Annotated in this window: 15 protein-coding genes; 8 read left to right on the top strand and 7 right to left on the bottom strand. The window is 71.0% G+C overall.

The window, feature by feature from the left end; all coding sequences use genetic code 11:
* Positions 1-84 precede the first annotated feature (84 nt).
* Positions 85-531, bottom strand: coding sequence for a MarR family winged helix-turn-helix transcriptional regulator (locus QM779_RS08815; RefSeq protein WP_428534291.1), 447 nt, complete (start codon positions 529-531; stop codon positions 85-87).
* A 44-nt stretch (positions 532-575) separates the two neighbouring features.
* Positions 576-1226 carry a spermidine synthase gene (locus QM779_RS08810; RefSeq protein ID WP_428534289.1) on the bottom strand — a complete coding sequence of 217 codons (651 nt, stop codon included), beginning with the start codon at positions 1224-1226 and terminating at the stop codon, positions 576-578.
* Between the two features lie 202 nt (positions 1227-1428).
* Here QM779_RS08810 and acs point away from each other — a divergent pair, with 202 nt between their 5' ends.
* The 5 genes from acs to QM779_RS08785 all read left to right on the top strand — a co-directional run bounded on the left by acs (position 1429) and on the right by QM779_RS08785 (position 6384).
* Positions 1429-3294, top strand: coding sequence for an acetate--CoA ligase (gene acs, locus QM779_RS08805; RefSeq protein ID WP_428534287.1), 1866 nt, complete (start codon positions 1429-1431; stop codon positions 3292-3294).
* A 123-nt stretch (positions 3295-3417) separates the two neighbouring features.
* The gene (locus QM779_RS08800; protein WP_428534285.1) at positions 3418-4275 is read left to right on the top strand and encodes a hypothetical protein; all 858 of its coding nucleotides are present in this window, start codon (positions 3418-3420) and stop codon (positions 4273-4275) included.
* A gap of 53 nt (positions 4276-4328) precedes the next feature.
* Positions 4329-5309 (top strand): DUF2804 domain-containing protein, encoded by a 981-nt coding sequence (locus QM779_RS08795; RefSeq protein ID WP_428534283.1) that lies wholly within the window; start codon positions 4329-4331, stop codon positions 5307-5309.
* 66 nt (positions 5310-5375) lie between these two features.
* Positions 5376-5756, top strand: a complete 381-nt coding sequence (locus QM779_RS08790; protein WP_428534281.1) for a hypothetical protein — start codon at positions 5376-5378, stop codon at positions 5754-5756.
* Positions 5743-6384, top strand: coding sequence for a vWA domain-containing protein (locus tag QM779_RS08785; protein WP_428534279.1), 642 nt, complete (start codon positions 5743-5745; stop codon positions 6382-6384). Before QM779_RS08790 ends, QM779_RS08785 begins: the two co-directional genes overlap by 14 nt.
* Positions 6385-7406: 1022 nt before the next feature.
* On the opposite strand, the gene QM779_RS08780 is transcribed toward QM779_RS08785, so the two are convergent.
* Genes QM779_RS08780 through QM779_RS08765 form a run of 4 tightly spaced genes read right to left on the bottom strand, consistent with a single transcriptional unit; the run spans position 7407 to position 10578 of the window.
* Positions 7407-8153, bottom strand: a complete 747-nt coding sequence (locus QM779_RS08780) for a tyrosine-protein phosphatase (RefSeq protein WP_428534277.1) — start codon at positions 8151-8153, stop codon at positions 7407-7409.
* Complete coding sequence (locus tag QM779_RS08775; protein ID WP_428534275.1) at positions 8150-8356, bottom strand: exodeoxyribonuclease VII small subunit; 207 nt, start codon at positions 8354-8356, stop codon at positions 8150-8152. The genes QM779_RS08780 and QM779_RS08775 overlap by 4 nt, the downstream gene beginning before the upstream one ends.
* Entirely contained in the window at positions 8353-9678 is a 1326-nt protein-coding gene (gene xseA, locus QM779_RS08770) for an exodeoxyribonuclease VII large subunit (RefSeq protein WP_428534273.1), read from the bottom strand. The genes QM779_RS08775 and xseA overlap by 4 nt, the downstream gene beginning before the upstream one ends.
* Positions 9679-9714: 36 nt before the next feature.
* A complete protein-coding gene (locus tag QM779_RS08765; protein ID WP_428534271.1) occupies positions 9715-10578 on the bottom strand; it encodes an N-acyl homoserine lactonase family protein in 864 nt (287 codons plus the stop codon).
* A 124-nt stretch (positions 10579-10702) separates the two neighbouring features.
* Between QM779_RS08765 and QM779_RS08760 the strand changes: the two genes are divergently transcribed.
* The 3 genes from QM779_RS08760 to QM779_RS08750 are packed head-to-tail and all read left to right on the top strand — an operon-like array spanning position 10703 to position 13231.
* Positions 10703-11299, top strand: coding sequence for a hypothetical protein (locus tag QM779_RS08760; RefSeq protein ID WP_428534269.1), 597 nt, complete (start codon positions 10703-10705; stop codon positions 11297-11299).
* 34 nt (positions 11300-11333) lie between these two features.
* Entirely contained in the window at positions 11334-11867 is a 534-nt protein-coding gene (locus QM779_RS08755; RefSeq protein WP_428534267.1) for a hypothetical protein, read from the top strand.
* Complete coding sequence (locus QM779_RS08750; protein ID WP_428534265.1) at positions 11867-13231, top strand: Dyp-type peroxidase; 1365 nt, start codon at positions 11867-11869, stop codon at positions 13229-13231. The genes QM779_RS08755 and QM779_RS08750 overlap by 1 nt, the downstream gene beginning before the upstream one ends.
* 217 nt (positions 13232-13448) lie before the next feature.
* On the opposite strand, the gene QM779_RS08745 is transcribed toward QM779_RS08750, so the two are convergent.
* Entirely contained in the window at positions 13449-13760 is a 312-nt protein-coding gene (locus QM779_RS08745) for a GIY-YIG nuclease family protein (RefSeq protein ID WP_428534263.1), read from the bottom strand.
* Positions 13761-14030: the final 270 nt, after the last annotated feature.

The following is a 14030-nucleotide window of genomic DNA, read 5'->3' as shown; positions in this document are numbered from 1 at the left end:
GCCGTGGCGGCACAGGAGTAGTGGTTTCGGTTCGGTCGGGAGGTCCGCCCTGGCGGGCGGGGTCCTCCGGGACCCGTTCTCAGTTCAGTCGGCCAGTTCCTGGTCGAGTTTGGTCAGGAGCCGGCGCAGGTCGTCGGCCTCGGCGTCGGTGAAGCTGTCGAGGTGGAGCCCCGCTCCGGCCCAGATGTCGGACTCGAAACGCCGCACCCGCTCGCGCCCCTTCGGGGTCGTGTAGAGGGTCTTGCGCCGGGAGTCGGACGGGTCGGTGCGACGTTCGATCCAGCCGTCGCGCTCGAGCACCTGCAGCAGGCTCGAGACGCTCGCGGCGCGACTTCCCATCACGTCGGCGATGTCACGCTGGATCACGCCGCGTGCCTCGTTGGCCTCGATCCACCCCAGGATGCGCGCCTGGTGCGGGGTCAGCCCGTCGAGTTCGACCTGGTCCATCGCTGTGGTCATGTTCTGGCGGGAGCGCATGGCGATCCGTCCGATCAGTTCGGCGATCTGCGCTGCGTGCTCGTTCGGGGCCACATCAGGAGACTAGATCGTTAGGAGTCGAATAGTCAAGTACCTAACTATTCTGTCCGGATCGCGCGGTACAGGACGTAGTCGAAGCGCCGCTCGCCGCGGGTGACGGGGACGCTGATCGCCTCCGCGGTGCCGAAGACGTCCGCCAGCGCGGAGGCGAGGTCGGGGCTCGCGCCCTCGCACCACACGACGAGGCGTCCCTGCGGCGCGAGGGCGTCCCGGCAACGACGGAGGAACCCCGCGCGGTAGAGGTCGGCGTTGTGGTCGTGGATCAGGAAGGTCGGCCCGTTGTCGACGTCGAGCAGGATCGCGTCCCAGCCGCCCTGCCGTTCATCCCGGGCTCGACCCGGGATCTCGTCGTCCGCTGCGGTGCCGACCGCGTCCGCGATGTCGCCGACGAGCAGTTCCACGCGGGGGTCGGACGCGAGCGCGCCGAGCTGCGGCGTCGCTCCGGAGCGGGCCGCCTCGACCAGCGCGGCGGACAGTTCGACCACGCACACGTGCTCGGCCCCTCCGTCCAGCAGGCGCGCCGCGGTGTAGCCCAGGCCGAGCCCCCCGACCAGGGCCCGCCGGGCGCCCGCGACGGCGTCGGCGAGCGCGAGCTCTGAGCCGACCTCGGTGGAGTCCATCGCGAAGACGCCGTTGACGATCAGCTCGGTGACCCCGTCCCTGCGGCGCAGCACGATGTCGTCGTCCACCCCACCATCGTGCCAAGCCGGCGGCGCTGACGCGATCCTGCCGCGGAAGACGCGATCTGGGGCAGCGGGAGGCTCGTGGGACGCGGAGAGTGGCGGGATCGCGTCACGAGGGACGGCGGAGCTCCGCGGACGGCGAGAAGAGGGGTTCCCGCGCGCGGGGCCGCGGCCTAGGCTCGCGGCGTCACCTATCGATGGAGGATGCATGGACGACGCTGTCTACCCCGATCCCGCGCTCTACGGGACGGAGGACCTGGCCCTGCGCGAGGCGGCTGCGGCCGACCCGGTCGGCTTCTGGGCGGACCGGGCCGCGGAACTCGAGTGGTACCAGCCGTGGGACACCGTGCTGGACGACTCGAACCCGCCGTTCTTCCAGTGGTTCCAGGGCGCGAAGACGAACATCGTCCACAACTGCATCGACCGGCACCTGGCCGGCCCGTACAAGAACAAGCTGGCCCTGATCTGGGTGGGCGAGAACGGCACGGACTACCAGACCTTCAGCTACTTCAGCCTGAACCGCGAGGTCACGAAGATGGCGAACATCTTCAAGGCGATGGGCGTCGGCAAGGGCGACAAGGTCACGATCTACCTGCCGCGGATCCCCGAGGTCGTGTTCGCGATGCTCGCCTGCGCGAAGCTCGGCGCGGTCCACTCGGTGATCTTCGCCGGCTTCTCCGCGGACGCGCTGGCCAGCCGCATCGACGATTCCGAGTCCAAGCTCGTGGTCACCGCCGACGGCTCCTGGGTCAACGGCGGCATCTTCAAGCTCAAGGACATTGTGGACGAGGCCGTCCGGTTCTCCCCGTCCGTCGAGAACGTGATCGTCGTGAAGCGCACCGGCCACGAGGTGAACATGGACGCGCTGCGCGACCACTGGTACCACGACCTGACGGCGCTCCCGATCGCCAACGGCGCCTGCCCCACCGAGCAGATGGACGCGGAGGACCCGCTGTTCATCCTCTACACGTCCGGCTCGACCGGGAAGCCGAAGGCGATCCTGCACACGCACGGCGGCTACATGGTCGGCACGTATACGACGTTGAAGTACACCTTCGACATCCGCGACGAGGACCGCTGGTGGTGCACGGCCGACCCCGGCTGGATCACCGGGCACTCCTACCTCGTCTACGGGCCGCTGCTGACCGGTGCGACGACGTTCATGTTCGAGGGCGGCCCCACCTACCCGTACCCGAACCGCTGGTGGCAGCTGATCGAGTACTACGGGATCACGACGTTCTACACCGCGCCCACGGCGATCCGCTCGCTGATGCGGTTCGGGGAGGCGTGGCCGAACCGGCACGACCTGTCCTCGCTGCGGCTGCTCGGCTCGGTCGGCGAGCCGATCAACCCGGAGGCGTGGCACTGGTTCCACCGGGTGATCGGGAAGGAGCGCTGCCCGATCATGGACACCTGGTGGCAGACCGAGACCGGCATGTTCCAGATCTGCCCGACCCCGTCCATGCCGCTCAAGCCGGGCTCGGCGGGCAAGCCGTTCTTCGGCCAGGTGGCGGAGATCCTCAACGAGGCCGGCGAGCCGGTCCCGGACGGCGAGGAGGGGTTCCTCGTCCTGACGAAGCCGTGGCCGGCGATGCTGCGCACGCTCTACAACGACGACGAGCGGTACGTGAACACGTACTGGTCGAAGTACCCGGGCAAGTACCTGGCCGGCGACTCGGCACGGCGGGACGCGGACGGCTACTACTGGGTGATCGGACGCACCGACGACGTGATCAAGGTCTCCGGGCACCGGCTCGGCACGGCCGAGGTCGAGTCGGCGCTGGTCTCGCACCCCGCGGTCGCCGAGGCGGCGGCGATCGGCCTGCCGCACGAGGTGAAGGGCAACGCGATCCACGCCTTCGTGGTGCTGCGGATGGGGTACGAGGGCAGCAACGAGCTCGCCGAGGACCTGCGCAAGCACGTCTCCGTCCACCTGTCGCCGATCGCCAAGCCCGACTGGATCGACTTCACCGACAAGCTGCCGAAAACGCGCTCGGGCAAGATCATGCGGCGCGTCCTCAAGGCCAGGGCGCTCGGCCAGGACGAGGGCGACCTAACCACGCTGGAGGAGTGAGGACCTCGGCGCAGCGTGTGAGTTCATCCACCGTGTTCGGTGGACGAACTCACGGCCGGGCGCCGGGGACGTCGAGCGGTACCGTGGCGAGAGTCCGGAGCCACCCCACCGAGAGGACGCACCGTGTCCGAACCGCGCACGCTCCCTGACCCGTCCACGCGGGCGTCCCGTGCCGCGCGGATCGCCCGGGCGATCCTGCTGGTGACGCTCGCGGCGTCGATCGTGTACGCGTCCGTGCGGCTCGCGCAGGCGCCGGCTGAGTCCACTGACCCGTCGGTGCGCGTCCAGAGCGACTACGTGCTGATGCTGATCCAGTGCGCGGGCGGCATCATCGTGATGTTCCTGCCCGCCTTCATCGACCGCCGGTTCGGGATCCGGGTGCCGGGCGGAATGCAGGTGGCCTACTTCGCCTTCCTGTACGGCGCGATCTACCTCGGCGAGGTGCGTGGCTTCTACTACCGCTTCCCGAACTGGGACACGGTGCTGCACTTCTTCAGCGGCGCCATGCTCGGAGCCCTCGGGTTCCTCCTGGTCCGCCTGCTCAACGACGCCGACAACCGCCACGTCCGGCTGAGCCCCGAGTTCGTGGCCTTCTTCGCATTCTGCTTCGCCGTCACCTGCGGCGTGGTCTGGGAGATCTACGAGTTCACGGTGGACGGCATCGCCGGCACCAACATGCAGAAGGTGATCACCGACGCCGGGGAGGTCCTGGTCGGCAGGGCGGCGCTCGCCGACACCATGGAGGACCTGATCGTGGACGCTCTGGCCGCCCTGACCGTGACCCTGGTCGGCTACCTCGACCTGCGTCGCCGGTGGGCGCGGACGCAATCGGCCGTCGGCGTGGGCGTCCCCACGAACGCCGAGGCGACCACCGGGACCGACACGGCCGCGGACGCGGAGGTCGACACGGACGCCGAGGCGACCACCGGGACCGACACGGCCGCGGACGCGGAGGTCGACACGGACGCGTCCGCCCGCTGACCCGGGGGCGCGGGAGGCTGGTGGCGACGGCCCGGCCCGACGAGAATGCCGCCATGGCCGAACTCACGCAGCGCGTGTCCCTGACCCTGCCCGACGGGACGCTGAACCCCGACGCCGTCGGGTGGGCGTGCCGTCCGCTCGTCGACACCTCGGGCATCGGCGGCCGGCACGGCTGGGGACGCAACAAGCGCTGGGAGTACTGGAGCGTGGTCAGCCCGACCCACGTGCTCACGCTGACCGTGTCCTCGATCGACTACGCGGCCGTCCACTCGGTCTGGGTGTTCGATCGCGCCATGCGCAGGCCCCGGGCCGGCGAGGCGACCGTGCTGCCGTCGCGGGGCGTCCGCCTCGCGCCGTCGCTCGGCGACGGGCCTGCCTACGCCCGCGCGCACGATCTGGCGATCGCCGTCGAGCCGGACGGGGCCAGCACCCGGCTGCGGGCGCGGATCCCGGGGGTGGAGTTCGACGTGGTCGTCACGCGTCCGCCCCGGCGGGACTGCCTGGCCGTCGTCGTGCCGTGGACGGAGCACACCTTCCAGTACACGGTGAAGGAGATCGGCCTGCCGGCCGCCGGTTCGGCGACCATCGACGGCGTCCGGCACGAGGTGCCGGCGGGGGAGTCGTGGGCGGTGCTCGACCACGGCCGCGGCCGCTGGCCCTATCGCGTCCACTGGAACTGGGGCGCGGGGTGGGGCTGCAGCGGCGGCCACGAGATCGGCGTCCAGGTCGGCGGCCTGTGGACGGTGGGCACCGGCGCGACCGAGAACGGGATTCTCGTCGACGGCGTGCTGCACAAGATCGACGAGGAACTCGACTGGAGCTACGACCTCGCGGACTGGCGCCGGCCGTGGCGGGTCGTCGGCGGCGGCCTGGACGCGACGTTCACCCCCGAGTACGACCGCAGGGCCTCGACCAACCTCGGCGTGGTGGCCTCGCGCACCGACCAGTGCTTCGGACGCTGGTCCGGCACCTTCGGCGAAGTGTCCTTCGACGGGCTCTACGGCTGGGCGGAGGACGTCACCAACCGCTGGTGAGCCGATGTTCGGAATCGGCGCACGAGCGGGTCTTGTGCATGTGCAGATTCTGCATATACTCAGGACATGGACGACAACGGGTGGCGTGAGAGCGCGCAGCAAGCGGCGGACGCGATCAGCCGGGCGCTCGCCGAGACGGACGCCGAACAGGTCGTCGCGGAGTTGAGCCGGGCTGACCGGTCACTCGGCGATGCGACCAGGGAGGCGATGGCCGCGGCGGTGCTCGAGGGGACCAGCATGCGCAGGATCGCGGAGATTTCGGGGCTCGCGCCCAACTCCGTCCCGCCGAGGCTGGCCCGCAGCCGGTCGCTGGCGAAGTACGCCGACGACGGTGCGGTCACCGCGCAGGGGATCGCCGTCGCCCGCTACGAGGCCGCCGCGGAGGCCGGCCGCCCACCGCTGAAGTTCACACCGAGACGAAAGGAAGCCCGTCATGACGAATCCTGACCGGACCCACATCGAGTTCGTGCTGGACCGTTCCGGGTCGATGCACTCGATCAAGTCCGACATCGAGGGCGGCTTCGACGCGTTCGTCGCCGACCAGCGCACGCACCCCGGCCGCACGACCGTGAGCCTCGCGCAGTTCGACGACCGCTACGAGGTGGTGTTCACCGCTGTCGACGTCGCCGAGGTCGGCCCGCTGGACCTGCAGCCGCGGGGTTCGACTGCCATGCTGGACGCGATCGGACGCAGCATCACGGCGCTCGGCTCGCGGCTGGCAGCGCTGCCCGAGGACCAGCGCCCTGGGACGGTGATCGTCGCGATCATGACCGACGGGCTGGAGAACGCGTCCCGGGAGTACACGCACGCCGCGGTGAAGGCCCTGATCACGCAGCAGGAGCAGGTCTACAACTGGCAGTTCCTCTACATGGGCGCCGACCAGGACGCCATCGAGGTCGGCGCGAGCATCGGCATCGCCCCGGGACGCGCGCTCAGCTACGACCGTGGGAAGTCGAAGGAGGCGTTCGGCGCACAGACCCGGCTCGCCAACAAGCTGAGGGCGGCGGCCGCCGCCGGCGCGCCGCTGTCAGCCGTCGCGTTCGAGCCCGAGGACCGTTCCGCCACGCAGGAGTGATCCGGGCCAACCCCCAGTGGGGCGGACGCCGAGAGCCCCCGTTCCTGGGCGAGGGCCACCGCTCACGTCGAAGGCTCTTGTCCGGGTGCGGGCTGTGGACGGGATGGGTGGCTCTCGGCGAGGGAGGGTGGCCTTGGTCCGCCGGGTGGTCTGAGCGGGCCTGCCCGGTCGGGTGCGCGGTGAGATGCCGGGTCAAGCCCGGCATGACAGGGATGGCGGCGGCCCTTCGGGACGCCGTCCCTCGTTCCTCGGGGCGGCTCCTCAGGGACCGTGGAGCCGTGGTTGTCATCCCGGGCTTGACCCGGGATCTTCGGAAGGGCGTTGTCCGCACGGTTCTGCGGCGGCTCGTGTCGTCGAGGGCCTTGTGTCGTGGGTGGGGGCCACTGTTCACGTCGAGGGCTCTTGTCCGGGTGCGGGCTGTGGACGGGATGGGTGGCTCTCGGCGAGGGAGGGTGGCCTTGGTCCGCCGGGTGGTCTGAGCGGGGCTGTCCGGTCGGGTGCGCGGTGAGATGCCGGGTCAAGCCCGGCATGACAGGGATGGCGGCGGCCCTTCGGGACGCCGTCCCTCGTTCCTCGGGGCGGCTCCTCAGGGACCGTGAATGCGTGGTTGTCATCCCGGGCTTGACCCGGGATCTTCGGAAGGGCGTTGTCCGCACGGTTCTGCGGCGGCTCGTGCCGTCGAGGGCCTCGTGTCGTGGGTGAGGGCCACTGTTCACGTCGAGGGCTCTTGTCCGGGTGCGGGCTGTGGACGGGATGGGTGGCTCTCGGCGAGGGAGGGTGGCCTTGGTCCGCCGGGTGGTCTGAGCGGGGCTGTCCGGTCGGGTGCGCGGTGAGATGCCGGGTCAAGCACGGCATGACAGGGATGGCGGCGGCCCTTCGGGACGCCGTCTTTCGTTCCTCGGGGCGGCTCCTCAGGGACCGTGGAGAGGTGTTCGGTCCGTGTGGCGGGTTCCTCGCCGGGGGCGGGCGCCTTTCGGGTGTGGTCAACGCTCCCTGAGGAGCCGGTGAGGGACGAGCCGGCGTCACGAAGGGGCGTCCGCCACCAGCCTCTGGCGCAGGAGGGCGAGGTCGGCGTCGGTGGCGCCGTGCCGGGTCAGGTAGGCGGACGCGCCGCCTTCGGCGTCCAGGCCGTCGAGGATGCCCTCCATGACCTCGGCGGGGGAGCTGGTGGCAAGGCCGGCGATCTCCGGCGTCGCCGGGACGCCCATCGCCGACAGGCCCGCGAGCATCCGCTCCGTCCACGCCCCGGAGAGCTCCGCCTGCGTGGCGGCGTAGTCGGCGACCACGGCCTCGCGCTGCGCGCCGATCGCGTCCAGCAGCAGGGCGACCGCGATCCCGGTGCGGTCCTTGCCTGCCGTGCAGTGCACGAGCACGCCGCCTTTGGCGGTCGCCGCGACCTGGGCGACCTCGGCGAACACCGGGCCACCGTCCGCCAGCATGTCGGTGTACAGCTGGCCCAGCGTCGGGACGCGGCTCAGGTCGCCCCCAAACTGGCGGAACAACTCGGGGCTCATCGCCCCCTCCAGCAGCGGCAGTTCCCGCACGACCATCGATGGCGGCGGGGTGGTCGGCGCGAGCGCGCGCTCTGACGGCGTGCGCAGGTCGACGATCGTGGCGATGCCCAGGTCGGCCAGCGCACCCCAGGCCGCCTCGGGAAGTCCGGCGGGTGCCGCGGACCGGAACAGGACGCCGGCGCGGACCGCGCCGCCGGCCACCGGCGTCCCGCCGAGGTCGCGGAAGTTGACCAGCCCGGGGACGGTGCCGCTCACTGCCCCTGCTCCTGGCCGCGGGCGGCGTCGATCTTCGCCTTCGCGCCGTCCAGCCACTGCTGGCAGATGGCGGCCAGCTTCTCGCCCCGCTCCCACAGTGCCATCGACTCCGACAGCGGGACGCTGCCCGCCTCCAGGCGACGGATCACGTCGACCAGCTCGTCGCGGGCCGCCTCGTAGCCGAGCTCGGGTTCCTTGCTCACGGTTCCTCCGTCGTCGTTGCAGGGAGATCCCGGGTCGAGCCCGGGAGGACAGGGATGGGGGGTGCCTCGGCGGCGGAAGTGGGGTGCGGATCCTCCGTCACGGCGGTGACGGCGAGGTCGAGGTGGCCGTCGGCGAGGCGGGCGGTCAGTGCGGCGCCCGCCGAGGTCGCAGCGACCCGGTCGACCGTGCGTCCCTCGGTGTCGGTGAGGATCGCGTAGCCGCGCTGCAGGGTGGCTCGGGGGGACAGCCCGCGGACGCGCTCGATGGCGTGCGTGAGGCCCAGCCGCTCCTCCCGCAGCCGAGCGTCGACCGCGCGGGCGAGCCGCTCGCGGGCCAGCTGCAGACGCTCTGCGTGCCCGTCGATGACCGCGGACGGGTCGCGCAGCACGGGCCGGCTGCGCAGCTCGCCCAGCCGCCGCGACTCGGCGTCCACCCTGGCGACGATCGCGCTGCGGACCTGGCCGAGTGCGCGAGCGACCAGTTGCGCCTCGGCGGCCGCGTCCGGCACGACCCGCTTCGCTGCGTCCGTCGGTGTCGAGGCCCGCAGGTCGGCGACGAGGTCGAGGATCGGGGTGTCGGTCTCGTGACCGATCGCGCTCACGACCGGCGTGCGGCACGCGAACACCGCCCGGGCCAGCGCCTCGTCGCTGAACGGCAGCAGGTCCTCCAGCGAGCCCCCGCCGCGCGCGACGATGATCACGTCCACCTCGGGCGCGGCGTCCAGCGACCGGATCGCCTCGATCAGCTGCTCGACCGCCGCCGGCCCCTGGACCAGGGAGTGCCGCACCTCGACGACAGCCGCCGGCCAACGGCGGGCGATGTTCTCCACGACGTCGCGCTCGGCGGCGCTCTGCGCGCCCGTCACCAGCCCGATCCGTCGCGGCAGGAACGGCAGACGGCGCTTGCGGGCGACGTCGAACAGGCCCTCGGCCTGGAGCATCCGCTTGCGCTGCTCGACCATGGCCAGCAGGCGTCCCTCGCCGGACGGACGCAGCTCGCGGCACTCGAAGACCAGGCTCCCCGACTTCAGCCACAGGGTGGGCTTCACCCAGGCCGCCACGACCGTGCCCTCGGTGATCGGCCCGGCGGCGTCCAGCACGGCCTGCGTGGTGGAGATGCTCACCGACACCTCCGCGAGGGTGTCGCGGAGGGTGAGGAACTGCATCACCGTGCCGCTGCGCCGCTTGATCTCGATCAGCTGGCCCTCCACCCACACCGCGTTGAGCCGGTCGACGTACTCCTTGGTCAGGTTGACCACGACGCGCAACGGCTGCGGCTGCTCGGGCGAGCTCGCCAGCCGCTGTCGTGGTTCGGGTGCCATGGGGCCACCGTAGCGGGCGTCACCGACGCCCGCCGGTCAGAGGGAACGCTCGAGGATGCCGGCGGCCGCAGGATCGTGGGCCGCACAGATCGCCAGGCCCGGGTGCCCCCGCCGGAACACCTCGACGGCCCTGGTCGACGCGCGGAGCGCGGCGTGGCTGCCGATCCCCGGCAGGTGGTCCTCGTCGAACTGCGGGGCGTCGAAGGTCAGGTCGCCGACCAGCAGGACGGGGGGCCGTCCCTGCCGACGCACGAGCAGCGAGACCGATCCCGCGGTGTGCCCCGGGGTGGGCAGCACGACCAGCGAGCCGTCGCCGAACACGTCGTGGGACGCCGTGAACGGTGCGAGCGCGGGGTCGGACGTCGGGGTGAGCGAGACGGGGTGCCAGCGCGGACCGGCGGCGTCGATGTGCTCGCGCAGGTAGCCGTTCACCTCCGCCCCCGGGCGCTGCGAGGTGTCCCACTCCGTCCGCGACACCAGCAGGTCCGCCTGCGGGATGTCGAGCACGCCGCCCATGTGGTCCTGGTGAAGGTGGGAGATGACGGCGAGCGCGACGTCGTCGGGCTCGTGGCCCGCCGCGCGCAGCAGCGCGGGCAGGGTCTCGTCCTCTGCGATCGCGAATTCGGCGAGCCGCCGGTAGACCAGCCCCGCGGCGCCGCCGGGATAGTAGTCGGGATCGGTCACCGAACGGCGGTGCTGGCCGGTGTCGAAGAGCACCAGGCCGTTCTCGTGCTGGATCACGTACACGTTGATCGGCAGCGGCGGCGTCCAGCGTCGCGAGGCGAACAGCCACAGCGGCAGCGGACGCCACGTCCGGTGGCCGTGCTCGGGGCGGATCCGGACGGTGCCGGTGCTGAGCACGGAGAGCCGTCTGACCGGTCCGGCGCCGGGTGAGTCCATGCACGGCACGATAGGGGGCGGCCTCCCGGGGCGGGAGGGGGACTCTTGCCCACCCCACGTGGCGTCCACCGGGGTGGCAAAGGTACGGCTACGGGCCGGTCGCCCGGGCTCGGGAGAATGAGCCATGGCGGCGAGGACGGTGGCCGAGGGGCAGCGGATCCCCAGGCCGCCGCGGGCAGTGAAGGGGGGCAACACGGCGGGCCGGATGACGGCCCTCACCCTGTTCACCCCCATCCGCACACAGTGGGTCGGTGTGCTGCGCGCGGCCTTCGCGGCCGTCCCGCACCTGCCGGTGAAGGTGCACATCATCCAGTTCAACTTCATCAAGTTCGTCCGCTGGGTGGTCGTGGACAAGCTCGACGACGAGCGACTCGGCTACCCCTACCTGCTGTTCGAGAGCAACTTCGACGGCCCGTGGCAGCACTACATCGACGCGTTCGCGTACGTCATCCCGAAGGACATCCGGTTCGTGTGGGGACGCGGCGTCGACTTCCCCTACCCGCCCCCGGCAGAGCCCCTGAAGGCCTGGATCGCGGCCAACAGCATGGAGGGCGGGACCTACTACTGCGCGCACCCCGACCTGTCGACGCGGCAGATCCAGAGCGCGATCGCGGTCAGGGACGGGTTCGAGCAGTTCGCCATCGACGCCCAGGGCCTCGGGCCGGAGCAGTTCAAGAAGGCGTGGGAGGAGTTCCTCACCACGCACCAGGCACACCTGTAGGCCGGACGCGGGCCGGCGCAGCATCGGGGGACGAATGAGCAACCGCACGGGAACGGCCTACGCGCTGACCACCATCGCCCGGATCAACGACGACGCGGAGGACGACCTGGAGGACTACCTCGCCGCCCTGCCGCGAGGGAAGGACAGCCCGCTGGCGCGGGTGGGCGGCCTCCACCTGTCGCGGCTGCACATCATCCGCAGGCTCGTGCACCAGGGCCCCATGCAGCGCCATCGCGACACCCTGCGGCACGCCCACCTGGTGTTCACCGCGACCTTCAACGGCGAACTCGGCGACTTCCTCGCCGAACTGGCGGCGAAGGTGCCCGAGTGCGACGAGTGGTGGGGACGCTGTGTGCGCTATCCGGGGCGGGCCGACCAGGCGGCGTTCGACGACTACGTCGCCTCGATCCAGGTGGAGACGACGCTCTTCCAGTCGCCCATCCCGACCACCACCGTCAGCGAGGTGCGCGACGCGGTCGCGATCAGGGAGCGGGTCATCGACTTCGCCGTCTCCACGCAGGGCCTGGACGCCGCAGCGCTGCGCCAGCGGTTCTCGGAGGTGTTCTGATGCTCGGCCGTCCCGAGAACCTGCCCCGGCGCCGCACCGAGCCGCCCCGGTTCGACCTGTCGGACATCCAGGGCAACGTCCTGCGCGGGTACACGCTGCCGGCGTGCGCGTACGTCTTCGTGAGGATCCTCGACATCGGCAAGGCCTGCCGGCTGCTGGAGCGCACCCTGTCGATGGTGATGACCGCCGAGCCGTGGGACGCGCCGCCCGATCGGGCGCTCAACGTGGCGGTGGGCTACTCGGCGCTGGTGAAGCTGGGCCTCGACCCGACCGTGCTGGCCTCGTTCCCCGAGGTGTTCAGGGACGGGATGGCGTCCCGCGCCGAACGGCTGGGCGACCTCGGCCCGTCCGCGCCGGAAGGGTGGGAGATCCCGGACTTCGACTTCATGGTCACGGTCTACGCGAAGGACCTGGAGACGCTGAAGGGCGCCCTCGACGAGGTGATCGCCACGGACGTCGAGGGCGGCGTCGACCCGGTCTACATCCAGCTCGCGCAGGACCGTCCGACCGGCCAGGACCACTTCGGCAACTTCGACGGGGTCTCCCAGCCCGCGCTGGCCGGTTCGGGTGTGCTGGGGCGTCCGGGCGACGGCCAGCCGGACGGGGCCGGCGGCTGGCGGGACGTTGCTGTCGGCGAGGTGCTGCTCGGCTACGAGGACGAGGACGGCACGCTGCCGGCCGCTCCCGCAGAGCCGTTCGACCGCAACGGCACGTTCGTCGTCGTCCGCAAGCTGCGGATGGACGTGGCCGCGTACCGCCGCTTCCTCGAGGACGCCCACTTCCCGGGCGGTCCCGACCTGCTGGCGGCGAAGCTGCTCGGACGCTGGCCCGACGGCACCCCGCTGGCCTCCTCGGCTTCTCGCCCCGACCCGGCGCTGGTCGCCGACCCCGCCCGGATCAACAACTTCCACTACGAGTCCGACCCGGTCGGGCTGGCGTGCCCCGCGGGGTCGCACATCCGGCGCACGAACCCGCGCGACTCGAAGGGGTTCTTCGACGGCCGACTCACCAACCGGCACCGGATCGTCCGACGGGGAAGGGCCTACGGCGACCCGTTGGCTGCGGGCAGCACGGAGGACGACGGCGTCGACCGCGGGCTGATGTTCGTGTGCTTCCAGGCCGACATCTGGCGCCAGTTCGAGACCATCCAGGCGCTGTGGGTCAACGACGGCAACCCGTTCGGGATCGGTGCGGACAAGGACCCCCTGATCGGTGAGCACCACGCCTCGGCGGGCAAGCTCACCATCCCCGGCCACCCTCCCTTCTTCGTCAAGCCGCTCCCCACCTTCGTCACGCTCCGCGGCGGCGGCTACCTCTTCCAGCCCTCGATCAGCGCCCTGCGCTACATGGCGTCCCTCGCCTGACCGAGTTGATCCCATGCCGGGCTTGACCCGGCATCTGGTCCAACCCCCTGTCATGCCGGGCTTGACCCGGCATCTGGTCTTTGGCGGTGGTGAGATCCCGGCTTTCGCCGGGATGACAGGGGTGGGTGGGTGTCATGCCGGGCTTGACCCGGCATCTGGTCTTTGGCGGTGGTGAGATCCCGGCTTTCGCCGGGATGACAAGTGGGTGGGGTCGCTGTCATGCCGGGCTTGACCTGGCATCTCTGACGTAGTCCAGGACGGCCTGCGTCACCCCGATGGACGCCGAGAGGTCGTGCCATCCGGGGTTCTCACGAGCGACGAGGGCGTTCTTCCACTCGCGGTGCCACTTCTTCAACTGCTTCTCGCGGTTGAGGGCTGCGTAGAGGTCGTCCGTCGCCTCGTAGTAGACGAGTCTGTGACAGTGGTACCGCGCCGTGAAGTCGGACGCGTCCAGCTTGTGCTCCGCCACCCGCCGGATCAGGTCGGTGGTGACGCCGACGTACAGCACCGTGTTGCTCGCATTGGTCATGAAATAGAAACAGGCGGTTCGGCCCATGATTGCCTCCTGATCCGGAAGCGCTCACCGTAGGCGTCGGCTCCGACACGCCCCTCAGAGATGCCGGGTCAAGCCCGGCATGACAGGGTCCTCTCCTCGTCATCCCGGCGGAGGCCGGGATCTTGCGTTTCGCGGGGGTGAGATGCCGGGTCGAGCCCGGCATGACTGCAACCCACCCTCTGTCATCCCGGCGAAGGCCGGGATCTCGGGACACAGCCGACTGCACCGACGCGGAGATGCCGG

Source organism: Propionicimonas sp. (assembly GCF_049840635.1).
GTDB lineage: Bacteria > Actinomycetota > Actinomycetes > Propionibacteriales > Propionibacteriaceae > Propionicimonas.
Note: the sequence above shows the minus strand (reverse complement) of the source record. Positions and strands in the feature narration are given on the sequence as shown.